This window comes from Micromonospora sp. NPDC000316, assembly GCF_042898885.1.
Lineage (GTDB): Bacteria > Actinomycetota > Actinomycetes > Mycobacteriales > Micromonosporaceae > Micromonospora.
Window position 1 is genome coordinate 64492 of the sequence record NZ_JBIAZG010000008.1, and the last position, 22429, is coordinate 86920.

Consider the following 22429-nt stretch of genomic DNA (forward strand, 5'->3'; position numbering starts at 1 on the left):
CTGAATTGACAGACCACCACCAGTCGGCCCGGGGGAAACCCCGGGTCGCTCTCGTCACCTGTACCGAACTGGCAGACCTCGACCCGGACGACCGGCTGGTCCTCGCCCCGCTCGCCGCCCGTGGCGTTGCCGTCGAGCCCGCGGTCTGGGACGACCCCGACGTCGACTGGTCCGCCTACGACCTGGCGGTGCTCCGCTCACCCTGGGACTACGCGCTGCGCCGCGACGAGTTCGTCGACTGGGCGGCCACCGTCCCAGCGCTCGTCAACCCGGCCGACGTGGTGCGCTGGAACACCGACAAGCGCTACCTGGCCGAGTTGAGCGCCGCCGGAGTGCCGACCGTACCGACGGCCTGGGTGGCGCCGGGGGAGACCTGGCAGCCGCCCGCCGACAGCGGCGAGTACGTGCTCAAGCCCGCGGTCAGCGCCGGCAGCCAGGACACCGGCCGCTACGACCTGGCCGATCCGGAGCACCGGGACCTGGCCGCGGCGCATGTCCGCCGGCTGTCCGACGCCGGCCGGGTGACGATGGTCCAGCCGTACCTGCGCGCCGTCGACACCGAGGGCGAGACGGCGCTGCTCTTCCTGGCCGGCCCGGACGGGCTCACGTTCAGCCACGCGATCCGCAAGGGCCCGATGCTGACCGGCCCGGACCTCGGCCCGGACGGGCTCTACAAGGCCGAGGAGATCAGCGCCCGCACCGCCCGACCCGAACAGTTGGCGGTGGCCGAGAAGACCCTCGCCGGGGTGCCCGGCGGCACACGGCGGTTGCTCTACGCGCGGGTCGACCTGATCCCCGGCCCGGATGGTGAGCCGGTCCTTGTCGAGCTGGAGCTGACCGAACCGTCACTCTTCATCGGGTACGCCCCGGGTGCCCCCGATCGCCTCGCCGAGGCCATCGTCACCCACCTGGCCCGCCTCGGCTGACCGTCCGCCACTTCCAAGATCCCGTCAGGTCGGCGCCGCAGCGCCCACTCGTGGGGCGCGGGCGGTCAGGCGGTTACCGGGACGGCTTCGACGGGGTTGGCTGCCTGCGGTGCGGGGGCGACCGGGCGGCGCTCACGCGTCGACCACTGCATCGACAGGGTGGCGAGCAGCACCAGGCAGGAGCCGAGCATGTGCGCGCCGACCAGGAGCGCCGGCACGTGGGTGAAGTACTGCACGAAGCCGATGACGCCCTGACTCAGCTCCACCGCGAGCAGGACGATCGCGGCCCGGGTCGCCCGCTGCGCGCCGACGGCGCGGAAGGCGAAGATCAGCGCCACCGTGAGGCCGATCAGCAGGAAGACACCGTCGGCGTGCACCTGGGAGATCGACTCCGGGTCGAGCCCGTTGCGGGCCGCGCCGTGGTCGCCGGCGTGCGGGCCGCTGCCGGTGACCCAGGTGCCGATGACGAGCACGGCGACGCTGACGCCTGTGGTGATCCGGGCCAGGGTGCGCAGTGGTGTGGGTACCACGGCCACGGCCGGGCCGTCCGGGTCGCCGATCCGCCGCCAGAGGGCGTACGCGGCGGCGATCACCGCCATCGAGGCGAGGAAGTGCAGCCCGACCACCCACGGGTTGAGGTTGGTGAGCACGGTGATGCCACCGATCACCGCCTGGGCGGGAATGCCCAGGAAGACCGCGACGGCCAGCGCCAGCAGCCCGGGCCGGCTCGGGCGGTGTGCCAGCACGGCCAGCAGGGTCGCGAGTGCGATCAGGCCCACCGCGAAGGTCAGCATCCGGTTGCCGAACTCGATCACCCCGTGCACGCCCATCTCGGACGTGTTGACGTACGACGTGTCGGTGCACCGGGGCCAGGTGGGGCAGCCGAGGCCCGAGGCGGTCAATCGGACGGCCCCGCCGGTGACGACGATGCCCACGTTCGCGATGATGGAGGCGAGCGCGAGGCGGCGCAGCAGGATGCCGGAGACCGGACGGACGATTCGGTTCACGGCCCAAATCCTACGCACCGTAGTGATCGAGGTTTGTCCGACTCTGCCGGGTCGGTGGTTCGGATCACCGGGACCCGGGTTTGCGACCCTCCAGGTAATTACGTAACGTTGGCGTTGTGAAAAACGCGGCGGCGCTCTCCGGGCGGCAGCCGACGGCCGCTGCGGCCGTCGGTGCGACTCCGTCCGCCTCCGTCGTGACGACGCCTGGCCCGTTCGGCGGCGCCGCGGTGACCGAGATCTCCACCCGCGACCGGGTCACCCAGTTGCTGCTGGAGCGGGGTGCCACCACCGCCGCGCAACTCGGCCTGGCGTTGGGTCTGAGCCCGGCGGCGATCCGCCGGCACCTGGACGCGATGCTCGCCGACGGCGACGTCGTGGCCCGTGAGCAGACGGTGCAGGGCAGCCGCGGTCGGGGTCGCCCGGCCAAGGTGTTCATGCTGACCGAGGCGGCCAGGGGCCGCTGCGGCACCCACCACTACGACAATATGGCCACCGCCGCGCTGCGCTGGATCGCCCGCAGCGGTGGTTCGGACGCGGTCGAGGCGTTCGCCACCGAGCAGGTGTCCGCCCTGGAGTCGCGCTGTCGGGCCGCCATGGAGGACGCCGGCGACGACCCCCTCGCGCGGGCGGAGGCACTCGCCGGAGCGCTCACCTCCGAGGGTTACGCTGCCAACGCGACCACGATCGCCTCCGGCGGTCAGCTCTGCCAACACCACTGCCCGGTGGCTCACGTGGCCGCCGAGTTTCCCCAGCTGTGCGAGGCCGAAACCGCGGTGATCTCCCGCCTGGTCGGCACCCACGTGCAGCGCCTGGCCACCATCGCGCACGGCGACGGGGTGTGCACCACGCACATCCCGACCCAGCCGAGCCGCGCCCAGTCCGGTAATCCCGTCACCACTGTGAGGACAGATAGATGACCGAGCAGATCGTCCAGCCCCTGACCCAGGAAGAGCAGCTCGCCGCCCTGGGTCGCTACGAGTACGGCTGGTCCGACCCGGACGCCGCCGGGGCAGTCGCCCAGCGCGGCATCAACGAGGCGGTGGTGCGGGACATCTCGGCCAAGAAGAACGAGCCGGCCTGGATGCTCGACCTGCGCCTGAAGGGTCTTCGGCTGTTCGGCCGCAAGCCGATGCCGGCCTGGGGCGCGGACCTCACAGGCATCGACTTCGACAACATCAAGTACTTCGTGCGGTCCACCGAGAAGCAGGCCACCAGCTGGGAGGACCTGCCCGAGGACATCAAGAACACCTACGACCGGCTGGGCATCCCGGAGGCGGAGAAGCAGCGGCTGGTCGCCGGTGTCGCGGCGCAGTACGAGTCCGAGGTCGTCTACCACAAGATCCGTGAGGACCTTGAGGAGCAGGGCGTCCTGTTCCTGGACACCGACACCGCGCTGCGCGAGCACGAGGACGTCTTCAAGGAGTACTTCGGCACGGTGATCCCGGTCGGCGACAACAAGTTCGCCGCGTTGAACACCTCCGTGTGGTCCGGTGGCTCGTTCATCTACGTGCCGAAGGGTGTGCAGGTGGAGATCCCGCTGCAGGCCTACTTCCGGATCAACACGGAGAACATGGGCCAGTTCGAGCGGACGCTGATCATCGTCGACGAGGGTGCGTACGTGCACTACGTCGAGGGCTGCACCGCGCCGCTCTACTCCTCCGACTCGCTGCACAGCGCGGTCGTGGAGATCATCGTCAAGAAGAACGCGCGTTGCCGCTACACGACCATCCAGAACTGGTCGAACAACGTCTACAACCTGGTCACCAAGCGCGCCGTCTGCCACGAGGGCGCGACGATGGAGTGGGTCGACGGCAACATCGGCTCCAAGGTGACGATGAAGTACCCGGCGGTCTACATGACCGGCGAGCACGCCAAGGGCGAGGTGCTCTCGGTGGCGATGGCCGGCGAGGGCCAGCACCAGGACGCCGGCGCCAAGATGGTGCACGCCGCGCCGCACACCTCCTCGAACATCATCTCCAAGTCGATCGCCCGGGGCGGCGGCCGCACCTCGTACCGCGGTCTGGTGCAGGTGCTGGAGGGCTCGCACCACAGCCGGAGCACCGTCAAGTGCGACGCGCTGCTTGTCGACACCATCTCCCGCTCGGACACCTACCCGTACGTCGACATCCGCGAGGACGACGTGTCGATGGGGCACGAGGCGACCGTCTCCAAGATCAGCGACGACCAGCTCTTCTACCTGATGAGCCGGGGCCTGAGCGAGGACGAGGCGATGGCCATGATCGTCCGTGGCTTCATCGAGCCGATCGCCAAGGAACTCCCGATGGAGTACGCCCTGGAGCTCAACCGCCTGATCGAACTCCAGATGGAGGGCGCGGTCGGCTGACCCCGGCCGGCTGATCCCACCTGACCCGTTGGGCCAGACGCGGCCGGTCCGAGCCCAGCCCGCCGGGCCAGGCCGCGACCGGCCCGGCCCGCCCTCCGATTATTCGTAGAACAGACTGACCAAGGAAGACATGACTACCCAGGCTTCCGCGCCACCGCCCAGCACCAAGTCGCAGGCGCTGCGCTCGTACGACGTCACCGACTTCCCGGCCCTCACCGGCCTGGAGGAGGAATGGCGTTTCACCCCCCTCAAGCGCCTCCGTGGCCTGGCCACGGCGGACACCTCGGCCGCAACCGGCCGGGGCGTCACCGTGGAGCACCCGAAGCTGCCGGCCGGGGTGTCGCTGCGGCTCGTCGAGCCGTCCGACGCCAGCGTCGCGTCCGTGCTGGTGCCGGTCGACCGGGTCAGCGCGCTTGCGCACGGTGGGGCGGCGCGGGTGGCGCTGGTCGAGGTGGCGGCCGAGGCCGTGGTGTCCGAGCCGGTGGTCGTGCGGCTGCTGGGCGCGTTCCCCGAGGAGCTCTCCTTCGCCCGCACTCAGGTGCAGGTGGGTCGGTTCGCGGAGGCGACTGTCGTGTTCTCCCAGGAGGGCTCGGTCACGCTTGCCGACAACGTCGAGGTGACCGTCGCCGACGGGGCCAAGCTGACCCTGGTCACCGTGGCGGACTGGGCCGAGGACGCGGTCCAGGCGCAGCACCTCAAGATCAAGCTGGGTCGGGACGCCCGGGTGGTGCACGTCCAGGTCACCCTGGGCGGCGACCTGGTCCGGCAGTTCACGAGCGTGGAATACACCGGTCGGGGTGGCGAGGCCGAGCTGTACGGCGTCTACTTCGCCGACTCCGGCCAGCACCTGGAGCACCGGCAGTTGGTCGACCACAACGTGCCGGACTGCCGCAGCTACGTCGGCTACCGGGGCGCCCTGCAGGGCGCGGACGCCCACACCGTCTGGGTGGGTGACGTGATCATCCAGGCCGAGGCGACAGGCACCGACACGTACGAGATCAACCGGAACCTGCTGCTCACCGAGGGCGCGCGGGCTGACTCCGTACCCAACCTCGAGATCGAGACCGGCGAGATCGCCGGCGCCGGCCACGCCAGCGCGACCGGTCGCTTCGACGACGAGCAGCTGTTCTACCTGATGGCCCGGGGCATCCCGGAGGGCGAGGCCCGCCGTCTGGTGGTCCGTGGCTTCTTCGCCGAGCTGATCAACAAGATCCCGGTGGAGTCGCTGCGCGAGCGGCTCGGCGACGCGATCGAGGCCCGACTCGCCAAGGCCGGCGCCTGATGATCCGCATCTGCTCGACCGAGGACGTGCCGAAGGGCACCGCGATCAGCGCGGACGTCGACGGCACCCCGATCGCCCTGGTGCACGGCGAGGACGGCGAGTTCTACGCCGCCTACGACGAGTGCTCGCACGCGTCGGTCGCCCTCTCCGAGGGTGAGGTCGACGGCTGCACGCTTGAGTGCTGGCTGCACGGCTCCCGCTTCGACCTGCGCACCGGCCAGCCCTCCGGCCTGCCGGCCACCGAACCCGTACCCGTCTATCCCGTCGAAGTCCGCGACGGTGACATCTACCTCAGCCTGACGCCGAGTAATGGAGTGACCCGATAATGAGCACCCTGGAGATCCGCGACCTGAAGGTGTCGGTCAAGCTGCCCGAGGGTGAGCTCAAGCCGATCCTGGCCGGCGTCGACCTGACCGTGAAGTCGGGTGAGACCCACGCGATCATGGGGCCGAACGGCTCCGGCAAGTCCACCCTGGCGTACTCGATCGCCGGCCACCCCAAGTACGAGATCACCGGCGGTTCGGTGACCCTCGACGGCGAGGACGTGCTGGCCATGACCGTCGACGAGCGGGCGCGTGCCGGCCTGTTCCTGGCCATGCAGTACCCGGTCGAGGTGCCCGGCGTCTCGGTGGCGAACTTCCTGCGGACCGCCAAGACCGCAATCGACGGTGAGGCGCCGAAGCTGCGCACCTGGGGTGGCGAGCTGCGCGGCGCCATGGAGCGCCTGCAGATGGACCCGGCGTTCGCCCAGCGCAACGTCAACGAGGGCTTCTCCGGCGGTGAGAAGAAGCGGCACGAGATCGTCCAGCTGGAGCTGCTCAAGCCGAAGATCGCGATCCTCGACGAGACCGACTCCGGCCTCGACGTGGACGCGCTGCGCGTGGTCAGCGAGGGCGTCAACCGGGTCCGCGACGACGGCGACACCGGCGTGCTGCTGATCACCCACTACACGCGGATCCTGCGCTACATCAAGCCGGACTTCGTGCACGTCTTCGTGGCCGGCCGGATCGTCGAGCAGGGCGGCCCGGAGCTGGCCGACAAGCTCGAGGCCGAGGGCTACGAGCGGTACGCCGCCGGAGCCGGTACGGCCCGGGCCTGAGCGAGAGAGGCGCTGCCGAGATGACCAGCATCGCGATCCCGCAGGGGATGCCGCAGTACGCCGACGCGCCGCGTTTCGACGTGGCTCGGGTGCGCGCCGACTTCCCGATCCTGGACCGGGAAATCAACGGGCACCCGCTGGTCTACCTCGACAGCGCCAACACCTCGCACAAGCCCCGCCAGGTGCTCGACGTGCTCGACGAGCACTACGCGCGGCATAACGCCAACGTGTCGCGCTCGGTGCACACGCTGGGCACCGAGGCCACCGAGGCGTACGAGGGCGCGCGGGCCAAGATCGCCGCGTTCATCAACGCCCCGAGCACTGACGAGGTGGTGTTCACCAAGAACTCCACCGAGGCGATCAACATCGTGGCGTACGCCTTCTCGAACGCCTCGCTGCGCCCCGACGGTGACCCCCGCTTCCGGCTCGGCCCGGGCGACGAGGTGGTGATCTCCGAGATGGAGCACCACTCGAACATCGTCCCGTGGCAGCTGCTCTGCGAGCGGACCGGCGCGACCCTGCGCTGGTTCCCGGTCACCGACCAGGGTCGGCTCGACGAGTCCGGCCTGGACGACCTGGTCACCGAACGGACGAAGATCGTCTCGCTGGTGCACATGTCGAACATCCTCGGCACGGTCAACGCGACATCCCGGATCACCGCGCGGGTCCGTGAGGTGGGCGCCCTGCTGCTGCTGGACTGCTCGCAGTCGGTGCCGCACCTGCCCATCGACGTGGTCGACCTGGACGCCGACTACATCGTGTTCACCGGGCACAAGATGTGCGGCCCCACAGGCATCGGAGTGCTCTGGGGTCGGGGCGAGCTGCTCGCGGCGATGCCACCGGTGTTCGGCGGCGGCTCGATGATCGAGACGGTCACCATGGCCCGGTCGACGTTCGCCGCGCCGCCGGCCCGGTTCGAGGCGGGCACCCCGCCGATCGCCGAGGCGGTCGCGCTCGGCGCGGCGGTGGACTACCTGACCGGGATCGGCATGCAGGCCATCCAGTGGCACGAGAAGGAGCTGACGGCGTACGCGCTGGACGCACTCGGCTCAGTGCGCGACCTGCGGATCTTCGGCCCGACCGTGCCTGTCGGCCGGGGCGGCACCATCTCGTTCGCGCTGGGTGACGTGCACCCGCACGACGTGGGCCAGGTGCTCGACTCGCTCGGTGTGCAGGTGCGGGTTGGCCACCACTGTGCGAAGCCGGTGTGCAGCCGGTTCGGTGTCCCGGCGATGACCCGGGCCTCGTTCTACCTCTACACCACCACCGAGGAGATCGACGCTCTGGTGGCCGGTCTGGAGCAGGTGCGGAAGGTGTTCGACTGATGGTGCAGCTCGACCAGCTCTACCAGGAGATCATCCTGGACCACTACAAGCATCCACACGGGCGTGGACTGCGCGACGCCGACGACCCGGCCGATCAGGTCGCGGAGGCGCACCACGTCAACCCGACCTGCGGCGACGAGGTCACCGTCCGGGTCGCCACCGACGGCACCGTGCTGCACGACATCTCGTACGACGGGATGGGTTGCTCGATCAGCCAGGCCTCGGCGAGCGTGCTGCACGAACTGCTGCGCGGCCGGGACACCCGGGAAGCTTTCGGGGTGCACGAGGCGTTCGTCGAGTTGATGTCCGGTCGTGGTCAGGTCACGCCGGACGAGGACGTACTCGGTGACGGGGTGGCTTTCGCGGGTGTCGCCCGCTACCCCGCCCGGGTCAAGTGCGCGCTGCTGCCGTGGATGGCGTTCAAGGACGCCGCGGCACGCGCCGGTGTGGGCGCGAGCCCGGAGGTGAAGGCGTGACCGTGCGTCAGCGAGCGAATGACACTGTGGTGCCCTGTGGCATCACGAAGCGATGCGGAGGGACGGCATGAGCGAGAACACCGCTACCGCGGCGACGCCGGAGGCTGGTGACGCCACCGCGGCACCGCAGACCGACGCCGTGACGACCGACAGTGCTGTGACGACCGACGGTGCCGTGACGACAGGTGCCGGCGACGCCGCCGCCCCGGCGGGCGGCGTCAGCAAGGCCATGATCGCCGACATCGAAGAGGCGATGAAGGACGTCGTCGACCCCGAGCTGGGCATCAACGTGGTCGACCTCGGCCTGGTGTACGGCGTGCACGTCGACGACGAGAACGTCGCCACCCTGGACATGACGCTCACCTCGGCGGCCTGCCCGCTGACCGACGTGATCGAGGACCAGACCCGGCAGGCGCTGACCACCGGCCCCGGCGGCGGCCTGGTCAACGACATCCGGATCAACTGGGTGTGGCTCCCGCCGTGGGGCCCCGACAAGATCACCGACGAGGGTCGGGACCAGCTCCGTTCCCTCGGCTTCAACGTCTGAGCCGACCCCGGTCGGCATCGTCGAGCGCGGCACCCAGCCTGGGTGCCGCGCTCGACGCGTTCCAGCCACGTTCGAGCGCCGTCCCGTGCCGCGCTGCCCGGCTGATGGTCGGCCGGTGGCGCGCTCGGGCGGGCCCAGGCGCGCCATGATCGCGCAACATCCTGGTTGTCGTGGCATCTCGCTGGGGGCGTGGGGCGTGTGGCTTCCGGGCGCGCGTGGGCGCGGCGGGGTCGGACAGGGGACGGCGGAAATGCGGTGGCGTCAGTCGGCGGGAGCCGCGCAGGATGAGCGGGTGATCGAGGCGTACCGGATGCAGCTTCCTGTCGGCGCGGCCATCGCCGCGTGTCGACAGCGCACGCTTGCGGGCCGCGCCTCGACTCGGCACCGACGGCCGTGACCGGGGCGTTCCTCGCCGGCCTCGTGGCCGGCTACGGCGTCGCCATCCCGGTCGGGGCGATCGCGGTGCTCATCCTGGGGCTCAGTGCGCGTACCTCGTTTCGGGTCGGCGCGGCCGGGGCGCTCGGCGTAGCGACCGCCGACGGCCTGTACGCGGCTGTCGCCGCCGTCGCCGGCGCGGCTGTCGCCGGTGTCGTCGCCCCGGTGGCAGGCCCGCTGCGGATAGCGGCCGCCGCGGTGCTGCTCGCGCTCGCCGCGCACACCGGGTGGCGCGCACTTCGGCCCGCGCCGGCGACCGAGGGGCGGAGCCGTCGCGGAATGGACACCCCGTTGCGCGCCTTCGCCGGCATCCTGGCGTTGACCCTGCTCAACCCAGCGACGGTGGTCTACTTCGCCGCGCTGGTCCTCGGCAGGGGCGATTCCGCCGATTCCGGTGGGTCGGCGGCGGTGCTGTTCGTGCTCGGCGCCTTCGTGGCCTCGGCGAGTTGGCAGCTGCTCATCGCCGGCGGCGGCACCCTGGTCGGCCGGCTCCTCACCAGCCCCCGAGGCCGACGCGCCACCGCCCTCACCTCCAGCGTCATCATCGCCGCCCTGGCGCTCACCGTCCTCCTCCAAACCTGAGCCCCTGCCCCCTGCCCCCTGCCCCCTCGCCCCGCGCCCTCACCGCGCGCCTCTCGTCCCGATGATCATGAAGTTAGCGTCCCCGATGACGGCGTGTCGCGACGCTAACTTCATGATCGCCGGCGCGGGTGGGGGCGGGCGGGGTGGGGTGGGGTGGGGGTGGTGCCGTAGGTTCGGGCACATGAGCAGCCGACCCGCAGCCGGAGGGGGCCGCTGGGTCGAGGTCGACCCGGCCCGCGTCGGGCGCTGGGTCGAGGGCTTCGCCGACCGGCACGGCCCGCCCACCACGACCATTCAGGGGTACGGGCTGCTGCTCGCCGCCCTCGACGGTGCCACCGCCGAGCTGCACGCCCCGCCGGGCGCGGACCCCGGCGACGACCTGCAGGGGTTCCTCGCCGCCACCACCGCACCCCGCCGGATCGGGCTGCTGCTGGCGCGCAAGAGCGCTGTCGCGGTGGGCGTGGCGGTGGGGGATGACCTGGTGGTCTCCAAGGTGGACAGTCGCTACGTGCAGGGTCGTACCGCCGCTGGCGGCTGGTCCCAGCACCGCTTCGCCCGCCGACGCGACAACCAGGCGAAGGCAGCCCTCGGTGAGGCGGTCGAGTTGGCGGTACGGCTGCTGCTGCCGGAGGCCGGCACGCTCGACGCCGTGGTGGCGGGAGGCGATCGGCGTACTGTCGACGGCATCCTCGCCGACCGGCGCCTGGCCCCGCTCGCCGCGCTGCGGGCCGATAGGTTGCTCGACGTTCCCGAGCCTCGACACGCCGTGCTTGTCGCCTCGGTGGCTGCCGCCCGGGCGGTCCGCATCCTGGTCCGGGATCCCGCTCCGCCCGCCTGACCGGGCTTCGGCCGCGCGGCGAGACCGAGCCCGGTCATGCGAAAGGGCGCCCCGACGGCCGGTCCCGGCCGTCGAGACGCCCACGTCGGCGTCGCCGACCCGTCAGAGTTGGTCGGTGCCGAACGTGTCACAGGTATTCGGGTCGCCGCGGTCGTAGCCCTGCTGGAACCAGCGTTGCCGCTGCTCCGAGGTGCCGTGGGTGAAGGAGTCGGGGTTGACCCGGCCGCCGGAGCGCTCCTGGATGCTGTCGTCGCCGATCGCCTCGGCGGCCTGCATGGCACCGTCGATGTCGGCCTGGGTAATCGACGTGAACAGCGGCTCCTGGCCGCTCTTGTCCTTGCTCTCGGTTGCGTGCTTGGCCCAGGCGCCGGCGTAGCAGTCGGCCTGCAACTCCAGCCGCACGGAGGCGGAGCGGGGGCCGCTCTGGTCGCCCCCGCCAGCCTTCTCGTTGGTGCCGAGCAGGTTCTGGATGTGGTGGCCGTACTCGTGGGCGAGGACGTAGGGCTGGGCGAACTCGCTCTTGGCCCCGAACCGGGAGGCGAGCTCGTCGTAGAAGCTCAGGTCGATGTAGACCTTCCGGTCGGCGGGGCAGTAGAACGGGCCGACGCCCGAGTCGGCCTGACCGCAGCCGGTGTTCACGGCGGCCTGGAAGAAGTTGGTAGTGGTGGCCTCGTACTTGCCCTTGCCCAGCTCCGGGTACGCCTTCTGCCAGTACCCCTGGATGCTGTTGACGTAGAGCAGGTTGCGGCAGCGCGCGTCGTCGAGACGATCGGGGTTCGCGGCGGAGCACACCTGGTCCAGGTCGGAGCCGCCGGCCTGGCCGCCCTCGTCGCCGTTGGTCATGGCGTTCAGGCCGAACCCGCCGCCGAGCAGGGCGACGAGTACGGCCACCACGATGCCGATGATGCCGCCCCGGCCGCCGCCACCGGGGATGGGGATGCCGAAGCCGCCGCCCGATCCGCCGCCCCGACCCAGGTCGTTTGCCTGGGAGGTGTCGAGCTCGGCCCGCTCGTTGAGTTCCATGGTGACCCCGATCGCCGTATGCGGTGTGAGTGTCTTTGTGCGCCGTTTCGTCTATCGAGTGCCGGACGGGGTCCGGACAGGCGTTCCGATACCCGATGATCTTGATTGGTAATCCGGGCGGGTCGCCCAGCGGGGCCCGGTACACTTGTCGGGTGCTGCGCTGCGAAGGCTGAACCGCCCCCGCGCCGTCGGGCCTCTTGAGCCCGCCGGCCGTTTCGCGTGCCCCGAGTCAGCCTTCCGGACCCCGAGAGCGAGCCCCAAACAGATGATCACTGCCACCGGCCTGGAACTGCGTGCCGGTTCCCGGATCCTGCTGTCCGACACCACGCTGCGCGTGCAGCCCGGTGACCGGATCGGCCTGGTCGGCCGCAACGGCGCCGGCAAGACCACCACGTTGAAGGTGCTCGCCGGCGAGGGCCAGCCGTACGGCGGGCAGATCGACACGCGCAGCGCCATCGGTTACCTCCCGCAGGACCCGCGTACCGGCGATCTTGAGGTGACCGGCCGCGACCGGGTGCTCTCCGCCCGCGGCCTGGACGTGCTGATGTCGCAGATGCAGGCGATCGAGGCCCAGCTCGCCGAGGACGCCAGCGACAAGCTGGTCCGTCGCTACGGCGCGCTGGAGGACCAGTTCGCCGCCCTCGGCGGGTACGCGGCCGAGGCCGAGGCCGCCCGGATCTGCGCCAACCTCGGCCTGCCGGACCGCGCGCTCGCGCAGACCATCGGCACCCTGTCCGGAGGTCAGCGTCGGCGCATCGAGTTGGCCCGGATCCTGTTCCGCGACGCGGGTGAGAACGGCGGCGGCATCCTGCTGCTCGACGAGCCGACAAACCACCTCGACGCCGACTCGATCACGTGGCTGCGCGGCTTCCTCGCCAACCACAAGGGCGGCCTGATCGTGATCTCCCACGACGGCGCTCTGCTGGAGTCGGTGGTCAACAAGGTCTGGTTCCTCGACGCCACCCGATCCGTGATCGACGTCTACAACCTGGGCTGGAAGGCGTACCTGGAGGCCCGCGAGACCGACGAGCGGCGTCGCCGCCGGGAGCGGGCCAACGCGGAGAAGAAGGCCGGCGCCCTGATGGCGCAGGCCGACAAGATGCGGGCCAAGGCCACCAAGACCGTCGCCGCGCAGAACATGGCCCGCCGGGCCGAGAAGCTGATCTCCGGCCTGGAGGAGGTACGCGTCGCCGACCGGGTGGCCAAGGTGCGCTTCCCCAGCCCGGCCCCGTGCGGCAAGACGCCGCTCACCGCGACCGGCCTGTCCAAGTCGTACGGCTCCCTGGAGATCTTCACCGACGTCAACGTGGCTGTCGACAGGGGCTCCCGGGTGGCCATCCTGGGCCTCAACGGCGCCGGCAAGACGACGCTGCTGCGGATGCTCGGCGGCCTGCTCACCCCGGACACCGGCGAGGTGCACGCCGGGCACGGGCTGCGGTTGGGCTACTACGCACAGGAGCACGAGACGCTTGACGTGGAGCGGACGGTGTTGGAGAACATGCGTGCCGCCGCCGTCGAGCAGTCCGACACCGACCTGCGCAAGATCCTCGGCGCGTTCCTGTTCTCCGGCGACGACGTCAACAAGCCGGCCGGGGTGCTCTCCGGTGGCGAGAAGACCCGGCTGGCCCTGTCGACACTTGTCTGCTCCGGCGCCAACGTGCTGCTGCTCGACGAGCCGACGAACAACCTCGACCCGGTCAGTCGGGAGCAGGTGCTCGACGCGATCGCCAACTACCCGGGCGCGATCGTGCTGGTCACGCACGACCCGGGGGCTGTGCTGGCGCTCAAGCCGGATCGCGCCATCCTGCTGCCCGACGGCGACGAGGACGCGTGGAGCGACGACCTCCTCGAACTGGTCGAGCTGGCCTGACCGCCGGAAGGTTCAGGCGGAGCGGCCGGGTCGGCGGGGCAATCCCCGACCGGTACGGATGAGTCGATCGAAAGGATCACTCTATCGGGAACCCGACATTGCATAGCGTGTCGGTTGGCGAAGAGTTGATATCTGGCGCATGATCGTCCGAGGCGGTCTAATAGGTGTGACCGTATCCGAACCGCACAGTCTGGGACGTGAGGACACAGTATGGCAGCCACTGGCACAGCCACCAGCACTGAGAAAGGTCGCCGGATCGTCGGAGCCGAGCGTCAGACGCTCGCCAAGGACCTGGTAAAGCGGTACACCTCGGGGGAGAGCATCCGGGCATTGGCGGCGTCGACCGGCCGATCCTACGGGTTCATCCACCGAGTGCTCACCGAGTCCGGGGTGCAGCTGCGCCAGCGTGGCGGCGCCCGGCGCCGCAAGAAGGCGTGACCCGCCCCCCGGTGTCGTCGACAAGCGTCGCGCCCCGGGCCGCCCGGTGACCGCCGAGGCGACCGGGGTTCGACTGACCTGCGACGGGCCGGTCGCCACGGTGACGTTGTGCCGGCCCGACGTGCTCAACGCTCAGACGCCCGCGATGTGGCGCGCGATGAGCGACTTTTCGCGCGACCTGCCCGGCGACGTGCGGGTGGTGGTGGTCCGTGGCGAGGGGCGTGCGTTCTCCGCCGGCCTCGACCTCGCGGTTGCCGGCGCGTCCGGCCCCGGATCGTTCGCGGAGCTTGCCACGCTGCCCGAGCAGGAGTGCGCGGCCCAGATCGCCGAGTTCCAAGCTGGTTTCACCTGGCTGCACCGGCCGGATGTCATATCCGTCGCGGCCGTGCAGGGCCACGCGATCGGTGCCGGGTTCCAGCTCGCGCTCGCCTGTGACCTGCGGGTCCTGGCCGCCGACGCGAAGCTGTCGATGGCCGAGGTGACCCTCGGTCTGGTGCCCGACCTGGCTGGCACGAAACGCCTCGTCGAGTTGGTCGGCTACTCCCGGGCGCTGGAGATCTGCACGACCGGCCGCCGGCTGGACGCCGCCGAGGCGGACCGGATCGGGCTCGCCACTCTCGTCGTACCGCCGGGTGAGCTGGACAGCGCGGTCCGTGACCTGACGGCGGGCCTGCTCGCCGGCGCCCGCGACGCGGTGGTGGAGATCAAGGCGTTGATCGCCGGCGCGGCCGGCCGCTCGCACGCCGACCAGCAGCGCGCCGAGCGGGAGGCACAGACCCGCCGGCTGCGGGACCTCGCCGGCAGGGGAGAATAGTAAGGACCGTCCGGGAAGATCCGGGTTACGACCGAGGTTGTCAGAGTCGTCGGGAGAATTGACCTGACGGCGAGGTCCGCCCGACGACCCGGAGGTGAGCGGTGTCCAACCCGATGTCCGGCGGTGGCATGGCCGGGTGGAGCATGCTCCGGTCGATGCGTAACCGCGACGAGGTCTCCACCCACCGGCTCAAGAGCGGGGTGGCCCGGCGCATCGTCGCGTTCGCCCAGCCCTACCGGCGCGACATCATCGTCTTCCTGGCCACAGTGGTGCTGGCCGCCATCATCGGCGTGGCGACCCCGGTGCTCGCCGGTGACGTCATCAACGCGATCAACAGGGGCGGCACCGAGGCCGGCCGGCTGGTGATCCGGCTGGCGCTGTTCATCGCCGCGCTCGCTGTCGTCGACGCGCTGCTCTCGCTGGCCCAGCGCTGGTATTCCGCCCGCATCGGCGAGGGCATCATCCTCGACCTGCGCACCCGGGTCTACGACCATGTGCAGCGGATGCCGTTGCAGTTCTTCACCCGCACCCAGACCGGCGCCCTGGTCAGCCGGCTCAACAACGACGTGCTCGGCGCCCAGCGGGCGTTCACCTCCACCCTGTCCGGCGTGGTCAGCAACGTCATCCAGCTGGTGCTCACCGCCGCGGTGATGTTCACCCTCTCCTGGCAGATCACCGCCCTGTCGCTGGTGCTGCTGCCGATCTTCATCATTCCGGCCCGCCGGGTCGGCAGACGTCTGGCCGACATCACCCGCGAGGCCTACAACCTCGACGCCAAGATGAACGCCACAATGACCGAGCGGTTCGGCGTGGCAGGCGCGCTGCTGGTGAAGCTGTTCGGCCAGCCCGAGATCGAGGCCCGCCGGTTCGCCGGCCGGGCCGAGCGGGTGCGCGACATCGGCATCCAGTCCGCCATGTACTCGCGGACGTTCTTCGTGGCCATGCTGCTTGTCGCCTCGCTGGCGCAGGCGCTCACCTACGGCCTCGGCGGCTGGCTCGCCGTGACCGGCGGCGTCAGCGCGGGCACTGTGGTGACCCTCGCCCTGCTGCTCACCCGCCTGTACGGGCCGCTCACCGCGCTCTCCAACGTCCGGGTGGACGTGATGAGCGCGCTTGTCTCCTTCGACCGCGTCTTCGAGGTGCTCGACCTGAAGCCGGGCATCGTGGAGAAGCCCGACGCGGTGCCGGTGCCCCGCGACACCGGCCGGGTCGACTTCCGCGACGTGCGGTTCCGCTACCCGAGCGCCGCCGAGATCTCCCTGGCCTCCCTGGAGGAGGTGGCGACACTCGACCGGACGGTGAACGAGCCCGTGCTCAAGGGCGTCTCGTTCAGCGTCGAGCCGGGGCAGATGGTCGCCCTGGTCGGCCCTTCCGGCGCCGGCAAGTCGACGTTGTCGATGCTGATCTCGCGGATCTACGACGTGACCGACGGTCAGGTGCTTGTCGGCGGGGTGGACGTCCGCGACGCGACGCTCGCCTCCCTGCGCGACGAGATCGGCGTGGTCACCCAGGATTCGCACCTGTTCCACGAGACGATCGCCGAGAACCTGCGCTACGCCAAGCCGGACGCCACCGACGACGAGATCTGGGCCGCGCTCGCCGGGGCCCAGGTCGCCGACCTGGTCCGGTCGCTGCCCGACGGGCTGGACACCACAGTGGGGGAGCGCGGCTACCGGTTCTCCGGCGGCGAGAAGCAGCGCATCGCCATCGCCCGGCTGTTGCTCAAGGCGCCGTCCATCGTGATCCTCGACGAGGCGACAGCGCACCTGGATTCGGAGAGCGAGGCCGCGGTGCAGCGGGCGCTGGCGGTGGCGCTTGCCGGGCGGACGGCGCTGGTGATCGCACACCGGCTCTCCACAGTCCGCGACGCCGACCAGATCCTGGTCCTCGACGGTGGGCGGATCGTCGAGCGGGGGCGGCACGACGAGCTGGTCGCGGTCGGCGGGCTCTACGCCGAGCTGTACCGGACCCAGTTCGCGGTGGCCGACTCGCCCCGGCCGTTCGTGGACGCGACAGGCCCCGAGCCGGTGGTCATGCCGCTGGGCACGTACGTCGCCGACGAAGCGATGCCGCCCGCCGCCGCCAACTGACCCTGCCGAGGGCGGTCAACGCCGCGCCGACCTGTCGGGTCACGCTTCCCGGCGGTCGGGTAGGCCCGTGGCCACCCGCAGCTCGGCGAACGCCGCACCCAGCGTGACAGGCGTGAAGTGGGCGTTCAGGCCACTCGGATTCGGCAGCACCCACAGCCGTGCCCCGGCCAGCGACTCGGGCTGCGGTCCGAAGGTGGCCTTCGGCCTGCCGAAACCGATCCGGTACGCGGTCACGCCGACCACCGCCACCCACTCCGGTCGGTACCGGGCAACCTTGTCGGTAAGGATCGCGGCGCCGTCGAGAAGTTCCTCGGCGCTCAGCTCGTCGGCGCGGGCGCTGGCCCGAGCGGCCATGTTGGTGATGCCGAGCCCGAGCGCGGGCAGCTCGTCCTGTTCGCTCGGGTGCAGCAGGCGAGGCGTGAACCCGCCCGCGTGCAGCGCCGGCCAGAACCGGTTGCCGGGTCGGGCGAAGTGCCGGCCGGTCGCGGCCGACCAGAGGCCGGGGTTGATGCCCACGAAGAGCACCGCGAGCCCGGGCGCGAGCAGGTCGGGGATGGTGCGGTCGGCGGCGGCGGCGAGATCCGCCCTGGTCGGCCGAGGGTGTACGGCCGCAGCACGGCCACGTCGGGCCGTGTCGGCGGTCAGCGCGTCGCCTCGGCGGCCTGCGCCCGGCACCTCGTCGGCTCGCCGGCCCGCGCCCGCTGTCACAGCCCGCGCAGCGCGCCGCCGTCGACCGGCACGGTGAGGCCGGTCAGGTAGCTCGCGGCGGGGGAGAGCACGAAGGCGGCCACCCGGCCGAACTCGGCGGGGTCGCCGATGCGCCGCAGCGGGATGCCGGCCTCGGCCTCTGCCCGAGCGCGCTCGGGGTCGCCGGTGGCGGCGAAGAGTTCCCTGTTGCGGTCGGTCATGATCCGACCGGGCAGCAGACCGACGACGCGTACGCCGCGTGGGCCGTAGTCGTCGGCGATGTCCTTGGCGACACCGACCAGGCCGGGCCGCAGGCCGTTGGAGATGCCGAGGCCGGGCACCGGGCCACGGGCCGAGGTGGACAGCACCAGCCCGATCGCGCCGCCCTCGGGCAGCGCGGCGGCGACCGTACGCGCCGCGCGGACGGTGCCGAGGAAGACCGTCTCGAAGGAGTGTCGCCACTGCTCGTCGGTGATCGACGCGGCGTTGCCGGGCGGCGGGCCGCCGACCGAGATCAGCGCGCCGTCGAGCCGACCGAAGTGCTCCCGCGCCGCCGCGACGAGCTGCTCAGGGGTCTCCGGGTCGGCCAGGTCGGCGGCCAGCCCGACGGCCCGCTCCGGCCCGCCGAGCTGCTGCGCGGCGGCGGCCACCGCGTCGGCGTCCCGGGCGGAGAGCACCACCCGCGCCCCGTCGGCGACCAGGCACTGCGCCGTCGCGTAGCCCAGGCCACGGGACGCGCCGGTGAGCACGTACACCCGGTCGGTCAGTCCGAGATCCATGCTGTCGATCCTGCCGCATCAGCAGCGCCGCCCTCAACGGGGGCCGGTGGGCGCGGGGCGGGGCGCAGCAGGCGTACCCGACCGGCGATCTGCACCGCGACGGCGCCGCCGGCGCGGCCCACCGCCGGCAGCCGGCGCGGACGCGGCGTCCCTCGCCCGTCGTAGTGCTGGCCCGCCTCCCGGACGGCCAACTCCTCGGCGCCCGCCGGGGGCAGCGCGTTCCGCTCACGCAGGGTCCGGGCGAGGTCCCAACCGTCGCGCAGCGAACCGGCGGTGGGGCGGTCGGCGGCCCAGCCGGCGAAGGTCGGCCACCAGGCGCTGCCGAGGCCGGCGGCGAGCAGCGGCCAGTGTCGGGCCACGTCGCCGGCACGTTTGCGCAGCAACGCAGCCCGGGCGGCGGCCAGCGGCCCGGGAGCGAACCCGGCCGGCGGCGGACCTCCGGCGACCAGCGCCGCCACCAGTTCCGCCTGTCGCTCGGCGAGACGGCCCCTGGGTGGGGGAACGCCGGGAGGCGAGGACGCGCCGGTCACGTCACGGCCGGGAAGCCCGCAGCCGTGGCCAGGGCGTCCAGTTCGGCGCGCAGTTCGGCGGCTGGCGGATAGCCGCCGTCGCGCTCCAGCAGCAGCGCCGGTGGTCGCTGGCGGGCGCAGAGCGCGCCGACAAGCTCCAGGACCGCCGGCGGCACCGGGTCGGTGTGCGTGTCGTGGTAGAAACCGCCGTGCTCCGCCCCGCCGGCAACGTGGACGTAGCCGATCCGGTCCAGCGGCAGCCGGTCGAGCAGCGCGAGCGGGTCGGTGCCGCGGTTGCGCGCGTTGGCGTGCACGTTGGCGACGTCCAGCAGCAGCAGGGCGCCGGTCCGGTCCAGGATCTCGGTGAGGAAGTCAGCCTCGTCCAGCTCGTCGTCGGGCCAGTCGACAAGCGCGGCGATCGGTTCCAGGGCGATCGGCACCGGCAGGTCGGCCTGCGCGCGGGCCACGTTGGCGCAGACCGCGTCGACCGCCTCCCGGCTGCGGGGCAGCGGCAGCAGGTGGCCGGCCTCCAACCCTCCGGCCCGGACGAAGGCGATGTGCTCGCTGACCAGCGGCGCGTCCAACCGCTGCGCCACCTGGGCCAGGTGGGCGACGCGGGCCGGGTCGACCGGTTCGGCGCCGCCGAGGGAGAGCCGCACCCCGTGCGGTACGACTGTCACGGCGCGCTCGCGCAGCTGCGCCAGCCCTGGCGGGAGCGGCCCGGTCGCGGGCACCGACTCGGCCACCACCTCGACGAAGCGCAGCCCGGGCAGGTCGGCCACGAAACCGGCGATCTCCGGGCGCCAGCCGATGCCGACGCCGTACGGGCCGGTCATCCGCCGCACCCACCGCCGCCGCCGCACCCACCGCCACCGCCGCAGGAGCTACCGCCCCCGCAGGAACTGCCGGAAGTGCCGCCGCTGGAGCCCGACGACCAGCCGCCGTTTGCCAAGGCCTGCCGCTGGATCTCGGCCTGCTCGGCGAAGCCGGGGTCGATCGCCCACAGCGAGGCGGCGCCGAACAGGGCCACGCCCATCGCCGCGCCGGCCGCGCCGTAGGTGGCGTAGGCGGGGGCCGAGCCGGGAGCCAGGTGGGTGTGCTGACGGCGCAGGTCCCGCAACGCGGCACGGCCGGCCTGGGTGATCTCCGGGACCCGCCGGAGCAGCAGCACCGCCACCAGCACGCCGACCAGGGTGGCCATGAGGTAGCCCACCGGTCGACCGTTGAACAGGCCGGCGGCCAACCGCACCACGCCGAGCACCAGCAGCGCGACGAGGATCCGGACCCACAGACGTGCGGTGGCCCGCCGCTCCGGGGTCGCCAACAGTCCACGCTCCTCCAGGCCGGTGCGGAGCTGCTCGAGCGCGGCGCGTACCCGATCATCCTGGCCCAGGTCGCGCGCCCGGGACCGCTGGTGGGCGGCCCAGTGGATGGCGTGGTCCAGCGGGGTGAGCCCGGTCGGCGCCGGGCCGGTGGTGAGCAGCCGACGGTCCGGGCCGACACCGATCGCGCCGCTGCTGCGCAGCCCGCCGAGCGCGGCGTGTACGGCGAGCCCGGGCCCACCGTTGAGGTATGCGGCCTGCTGCGGGCCGAGCGGCTCGACGAAGGCGCTTCGGGGGCCGGCTGCCAGCCGGACCCGGTGCCACACCGCGAGCGTGAGGACCACTGCGGTCGCCAGCAGGTAGAACCGGAGGAAGGTCGGGCCGGGGATGCCCCAGGTGTCGCCCGACGCGGCGTGGACGATCATCGGCTGCTCCTGTCGCCGGAGGGATCGGCGGCCTCATTGTGGAGCACCGCCGCCATGCGACGAAACGGGCTCAGCGGCGGCGGACGGCCTCCTCGACCAGGTCGAGCACCGGGCCCAGGTCACCGGCCGGTCGGCCCATCGCCAGGTGCAGCACCAGGCCGTCGTAGGCCAGCTCAAGGAACCGCGCCAGCACGTCGATCGGTACGTCCTCGCGCAGCACCCCGGCGTCGCGCTGGCGGGCCAGCCGGTCGCGGGTGGCCTCGGCGATGGCGGCGGACCGCTCCGCCCAGCGCTTGGCGAACGCGGGGTCGGTGCGCAGGCGGCGGGACACCTCCAACTGACTGCCGAGCCAACCGGTGGTGTCCGGCGAGACCGCGCGGGCCAGCAGATCGCGCATCACCTGCACGAGACCGTTGCGGGCGACCGTCTCGACCATGACGGCGGCGTCGTCCTCGGCGACGGCGAGGAAGAGCGAGTCCTTGTCCCGGAAGTGGTGGAAGATGGCGCCCCGGGAGAGCTTGGTGGCCTCCTCCAGGCGGCGGACGGTCGCCCCCTCGTAGCCGTGCCGGGCGAAACACGCCCGCGCGGCGGCGAGGATCTCCTGCCGGCGCGCGTCGAGCTGGTCCTGGCTTACTCTGGGCACACGTCGATCGTCGCAGGTCGCCCCCCGCCGTGCAAACCGTACGTACGGCTTGGTATTTGCCCCGGGGTGGGCACCGCTACCATCGCCAGGTGACCGCTGCCCCCACCGTGCCCGCCGCGCCGCTGACCGTCGCCACCGTCCAGGCCACGCCGACTCCCGGTGACGTCGCCGGCAACGCGAGCGCCGCCGCCCAGCTGGTCCGACAGGCGGCCGGGCAGGGTGCGCGGGTGGTCGTCCTGCCCGAGCTGTACCTGTGCGCGTACCACCCGCCGACCCTCGCCGCCGACCCGAGCGGCACCGACATCGCCGTCGACCGCACCGGAACGGTCGCCGACCCCCGGCTCGACCCGCTGCGCGACGCGGCGCGTACGGCAGGCGTCACAGTTGTGGTCGGGGCCGCGGTCCGGCACCCGGACGGCCGCCGGACCATCGGCGCGCTGGTGGCGGACCGGGCCGGCACCATCCGGGTTGGGTACGACAAGCAGCAGTTGTGGGGCGACGAGCGCGAGCTGTTCACCCCCGGCGGGCGGGGTGCCACGCTGCTCGTCGACGACTGGCGGCTCGGGTTGGGCATCTGTTATGACGGCTGCTTTCCCGAGCACGGCCGCGCCGCCGCGCTCGACGGCGCGCACGCCTACCTGTGCCCCAGCGGCTACCTGGCCGGCTCCGAGCACCGCCGGGATCTGTACTACGCGGCGCGAGCACTGGACAACACCATGTTTGTGGTCTTCGCCAACGCGGTAGGGGGCGACGACCCGTGGCGGTTCAACGGCGGCGCGGCGATCTACGACCCGCAGGGACGGGCCCTTGCCAGGGGTGCCGACGAGGGTACGGCGGTGCTGGTGGCGACGCTGGACCCGGCCGTCCTCGCGGCCACCCGGGAGGCCCATTCGATGCTCGCCGACCGGCTGCCGAGCCAGGGTGGCCCACGGGTGTCTATAAACTGTTAAGTCGGCGTCAGGTCGAAA

24 protein-coding genes are annotated in these 22429 nt (G+C 71.9%); 16 read left to right on the forward strand and 8 right to left on the reverse strand.

All coding sequences use genetic code 11. From position 1 onward, the window contains the following. Positions 1-5 precede the first annotated feature (5 nt). Positions 6-926: a RimK family alpha-L-glutamate ligase gene (locus tag ACFY2Q_RS17805; protein WP_387131379.1), complete on the forward strand. Its 921-nt coding sequence runs from the start codon at positions 6-8 to the stop codon at positions 924-926. 65 nt (positions 927-991) lie between these two features. On the opposite strand, the gene ACFY2Q_RS17810 is transcribed toward ACFY2Q_RS17805, so the two are convergent. Then, entirely contained in the window at positions 992-1951 is a 960-nt protein-coding gene (locus tag ACFY2Q_RS17810; RefSeq protein ID WP_387131380.1) for a heme A synthase, read from the reverse strand. A 98-nt stretch (positions 1952-2049) separates the two neighbouring features. Here ACFY2Q_RS17810 and ACFY2Q_RS17815 point away from each other — a divergent pair, with 98 nt between their 5' ends. From ACFY2Q_RS17815 to ACFY2Q_RS17860, 10 genes are all read left to right on the forward strand, one after another. Then, positions 2050-2850: a helix-turn-helix transcriptional regulator gene (locus ACFY2Q_RS17815; RefSeq protein WP_387131382.1), complete on the forward strand. Its 801-nt coding sequence runs from the start codon at positions 2050-2052 to the stop codon at positions 2848-2850. Further along, on the forward strand, positions 2847-4277 hold the full coding sequence (gene sufB / locus ACFY2Q_RS17820; RefSeq protein WP_053657013.1) for a Fe-S cluster assembly protein SufB: 1431 nt from the start codon (positions 2847-2849) through the stop codon (positions 4275-4277). The genes ACFY2Q_RS17815 and sufB overlap by 4 nt, the downstream gene beginning before the upstream one ends. 130 nt (positions 4278-4407) lie before the next feature. Further along, positions 4408-5559 carry a Fe-S cluster assembly protein SufD gene (sufD, locus tag ACFY2Q_RS17825; RefSeq protein WP_387131383.1) on the forward strand — a complete coding sequence of 384 codons (1152 nt, stop codon included), beginning with the start codon at positions 4408-4410 and terminating at the stop codon, positions 5557-5559. Beyond that, on the forward strand, positions 5559-5885 hold the full coding sequence (locus tag ACFY2Q_RS17830; RefSeq protein WP_109820754.1) for a non-heme iron oxygenase ferredoxin subunit: 327 nt from the start codon (positions 5559-5561) through the stop codon (positions 5883-5885). Before sufD ends, ACFY2Q_RS17830 begins: the two co-directional genes overlap by 1 nt. After that, positions 5885-6658, forward strand: a complete 774-nt coding sequence (gene sufC, locus ACFY2Q_RS17835) for a Fe-S cluster assembly ATPase SufC (protein ID WP_387131385.1) — start codon at positions 5885-5887, stop codon at positions 6656-6658. Before ACFY2Q_RS17830 ends, sufC begins: the two co-directional genes overlap by 1 nt. 20 nt (positions 6659-6678) lie before the next feature. Next, positions 6679-7983 carry a cysteine desulfurase gene (locus ACFY2Q_RS17840; protein WP_387131387.1) on the forward strand — a complete coding sequence of 435 codons (1305 nt, stop codon included), beginning with the start codon at positions 6679-6681 and terminating at the stop codon, positions 7981-7983. A 2-nt stretch (positions 7984-7985) separates the two neighbouring features. After that, the gene (sufU, locus tag ACFY2Q_RS17845; RefSeq protein WP_387131667.1) at positions 7986-8459 is read left to right on the forward strand and encodes a Fe-S cluster assembly sulfur transfer protein SufU; all 474 of its coding nucleotides are present in this window, start codon (positions 7986-7988) and stop codon (positions 8457-8459) included. 67 nt (positions 8460-8526) lie between these two features. Continuing rightward, positions 8527-9006, forward strand: coding sequence for a metal-sulfur cluster assembly factor (locus ACFY2Q_RS17850; protein WP_387131389.1), 480 nt, complete (start codon positions 8527-8529; stop codon positions 9004-9006). A gap of 393 nt (positions 9007-9399) precedes the next feature. Next, on the forward strand, positions 9400-10023 hold the full coding sequence (locus ACFY2Q_RS17855; protein ID WP_387131391.1) for a LysE family transporter: 624 nt from the start codon (positions 9400-9402) through the stop codon (positions 10021-10023). Positions 10024-10204: 181 nt separating this feature from the next. After that, on the forward strand, positions 10205-10861 hold the full coding sequence (locus ACFY2Q_RS17860) for an acVLRF1 family peptidyl-tRNA hydrolase (RefSeq protein ID WP_387131392.1): 657 nt from the start codon (positions 10205-10207) through the stop codon (positions 10859-10861). A gap of 102 nt (positions 10862-10963) precedes the next feature. On the opposite strand, the gene ACFY2Q_RS17865 is transcribed toward ACFY2Q_RS17860, so the two are convergent. After that, positions 10964-11884 (reverse strand): neutral zinc metallopeptidase, encoded by a 921-nt coding sequence (locus ACFY2Q_RS17865; protein WP_387131395.1) that lies wholly within the window; start codon positions 11882-11884, stop codon positions 10964-10966. Positions 11885-12149: 265 nt separating this feature from the next. Here ACFY2Q_RS17865 and ACFY2Q_RS17870 point away from each other — a divergent pair, with 265 nt between their 5' ends. From ACFY2Q_RS17870 to ACFY2Q_RS17885, 4 genes are all read left to right on the forward strand, one after another. Continuing rightward, positions 12150-13754, forward strand: coding sequence for an ABC-F family ATP-binding cassette domain-containing protein (locus ACFY2Q_RS17870; protein WP_387131396.1), 1605 nt, complete (start codon positions 12150-12152; stop codon positions 13752-13754). 210 nt (positions 13755-13964) lie between these two features. Further along, on the forward strand, positions 13965-14192 hold the full coding sequence (locus ACFY2Q_RS17875; RefSeq protein WP_007462679.1) for a helix-turn-helix domain-containing protein: 228 nt from the start codon (positions 13965-13967) through the stop codon (positions 14190-14192). A gap of 46 nt (positions 14193-14238) precedes the next feature. Further along, a complete protein-coding gene (locus ACFY2Q_RS17880) occupies positions 14239-15006 on the forward strand; it encodes an enoyl-CoA hydratase/isomerase family protein (protein ID WP_387131398.1) in 768 nt (255 codons plus the stop codon). A 113-nt stretch (positions 15007-15119) separates the two neighbouring features. Continuing rightward, positions 15120-17096 (forward strand): ABC transporter ATP-binding protein, encoded by a 1977-nt coding sequence (locus tag ACFY2Q_RS17885; RefSeq protein WP_387131670.1) that lies wholly within the window; start codon positions 15120-15122, stop codon positions 17094-17096. 39 nt (positions 17097-17135) lie between these two features. On the opposite strand, the gene mug is transcribed toward ACFY2Q_RS17885, so the two are convergent. The 6 genes from mug to ACFY2Q_RS17915 form a co-directional block, all read right to left on the reverse strand. Continuing rightward, positions 17136-17741 (reverse strand): G/U mismatch-specific DNA glycosylase, encoded by a 606-nt coding sequence (gene mug / locus ACFY2Q_RS17890; RefSeq protein WP_387131672.1) that lies wholly within the window; start codon positions 17739-17741, stop codon positions 17136-17138. A 59-nt stretch (positions 17742-17800) separates the two neighbouring features. Then, positions 17801-18562 (reverse strand): SDR family oxidoreductase, encoded by a 762-nt coding sequence (locus ACFY2Q_RS17895; RefSeq protein WP_387131399.1) that lies wholly within the window; start codon positions 18560-18562, stop codon positions 17801-17803. Then, on the reverse strand, positions 18547-19092 hold the full coding sequence (locus ACFY2Q_RS17900) for a hypothetical protein (protein WP_387131401.1): 546 nt from the start codon (positions 19090-19092) through the stop codon (positions 18547-18549). The genes ACFY2Q_RS17895 and ACFY2Q_RS17900 overlap by 16 nt, the downstream gene beginning before the upstream one ends. Next, on the reverse strand, positions 19089-19907 hold the full coding sequence (locus tag ACFY2Q_RS17905; RefSeq protein WP_387131402.1) for a DUF692 domain-containing protein: 819 nt from the start codon (positions 19905-19907) through the stop codon (positions 19089-19091). Before ACFY2Q_RS17905 ends, ACFY2Q_RS17900 begins: the two co-directional genes overlap by 4 nt. After that, positions 19904-20818 carry a TIGR04222 domain-containing membrane protein gene (locus ACFY2Q_RS17910; protein WP_387131403.1) on the reverse strand — a complete coding sequence of 305 codons (915 nt, stop codon included), beginning with the start codon at positions 20816-20818 and terminating at the stop codon, positions 19904-19906. Before ACFY2Q_RS17910 ends, ACFY2Q_RS17905 begins: the two co-directional genes overlap by 4 nt. Before the next feature lie 70 nt (positions 20819-20888). After that, complete coding sequence (locus tag ACFY2Q_RS17915) at positions 20889-21461, reverse strand: TetR/AcrR family transcriptional regulator (RefSeq protein WP_387131404.1); 573 nt, start codon at positions 21459-21461, stop codon at positions 20889-20891. Positions 21462-21550: 89 nt separating this feature from the next. Between ACFY2Q_RS17915 and ACFY2Q_RS17920 the strand changes: the two genes are divergently transcribed. Further along, positions 21551-22411 carry a carbon-nitrogen hydrolase family protein gene (locus tag ACFY2Q_RS17920; protein ID WP_387131406.1) on the forward strand — a complete coding sequence of 287 codons (861 nt, stop codon included), beginning with the start codon at positions 21551-21553 and terminating at the stop codon, positions 22409-22411. The last annotated feature ends 18 nt before the right edge of the window (positions 22412-22429 follow it).

What these genes read in the sequence shown, in the direction of transcription:
- ACFY2Q_RS17875 (WP_007462679.1), top strand. Translation starts at nt 13,965, where the DNA reads ATGGCAGCCACTGGCACAGCCACCAGCACTGAGAAAGGTCGCCGGATC.
- ACFY2Q_RS17895 (WP_387131399.1), bottom strand. Translation starts at nt 18,562, where the DNA reads ATGGATCTCGGACTGACCGACCGGGTGTACGTGCTCACCGGCGCGTCC.
- ACFY2Q_RS17860 (WP_387131392.1), top strand. Translation starts at nt 10,205, where the DNA reads ATGAGCAGCCGACCCGCAGCCGGAGGGGGCCGCTGGGTCGAGGTCGAC.
- ACFY2Q_RS17840 (WP_387131387.1), top strand. Translation starts at nt 6,679, where the DNA reads ATGACCAGCATCGCGATCCCGCAGGGGATGCCGCAGTACGCCGACGCG.
- sufB (WP_053657013.1), top strand. Translation starts at nt 2,847, where the DNA reads ATGACCGAGCAGATCGTCCAGCCCCTGACCCAGGAAGAGCAGCTCGCC.
- ACFY2Q_RS17850 (WP_387131389.1), top strand. Translation starts at nt 8,527, where the DNA reads ATGAGCGAGAACACCGCTACCGCGGCGACGCCGGAGGCTGGTGACGCC.
- ACFY2Q_RS17830 (WP_109820754.1), top strand. Translation starts at nt 5,559, where the DNA reads ATGATCCGCATCTGCTCGACCGAGGACGTGCCGAAGGGCACCGCGATC.
- ACFY2Q_RS17870 (WP_387131396.1), top strand. Translation starts at nt 12,150, where the DNA reads ATGATCACTGCCACCGGCCTGGAACTGCGTGCCGGTTCCCGGATCCTG.
- sufD (WP_387131383.1), top strand. Translation starts at nt 4,408, where the DNA reads ATGACTACCCAGGCTTCCGCGCCACCGCCCAGCACCAAGTCGCAGGCG.
- ACFY2Q_RS17865 (WP_387131395.1), bottom strand. Translation starts at nt 11,884, where the DNA reads ATGGAACTCAACGAGCGGGCCGAGCTCGACACCTCCCAGGCAAACGAC.
- sufC (WP_387131385.1), top strand. Translation starts at nt 5,885, where the DNA reads ATGAGCACCCTGGAGATCCGCGACCTGAAGGTGTCGGTCAAGCTGCCC.
- ACFY2Q_RS17910 (WP_387131403.1), bottom strand. Translation starts at nt 20,818, where the DNA reads ATGATCGTCCACGCCGCGTCGGGCGACACCTGGGGCATCCCCGGCCCG.
- ACFY2Q_RS17885 (WP_387131670.1), top strand. Translation starts at nt 15,120, where the DNA reads ATGTCCGGCGGTGGCATGGCCGGGTGGAGCATGCTCCGGTCGATGCGT.
- ACFY2Q_RS17905 (WP_387131402.1), bottom strand. Translation starts at nt 19,907, where the DNA reads ATGACCGGCCCGTACGGCGTCGGCATCGGCTGGCGCCCGGAGATCGCC.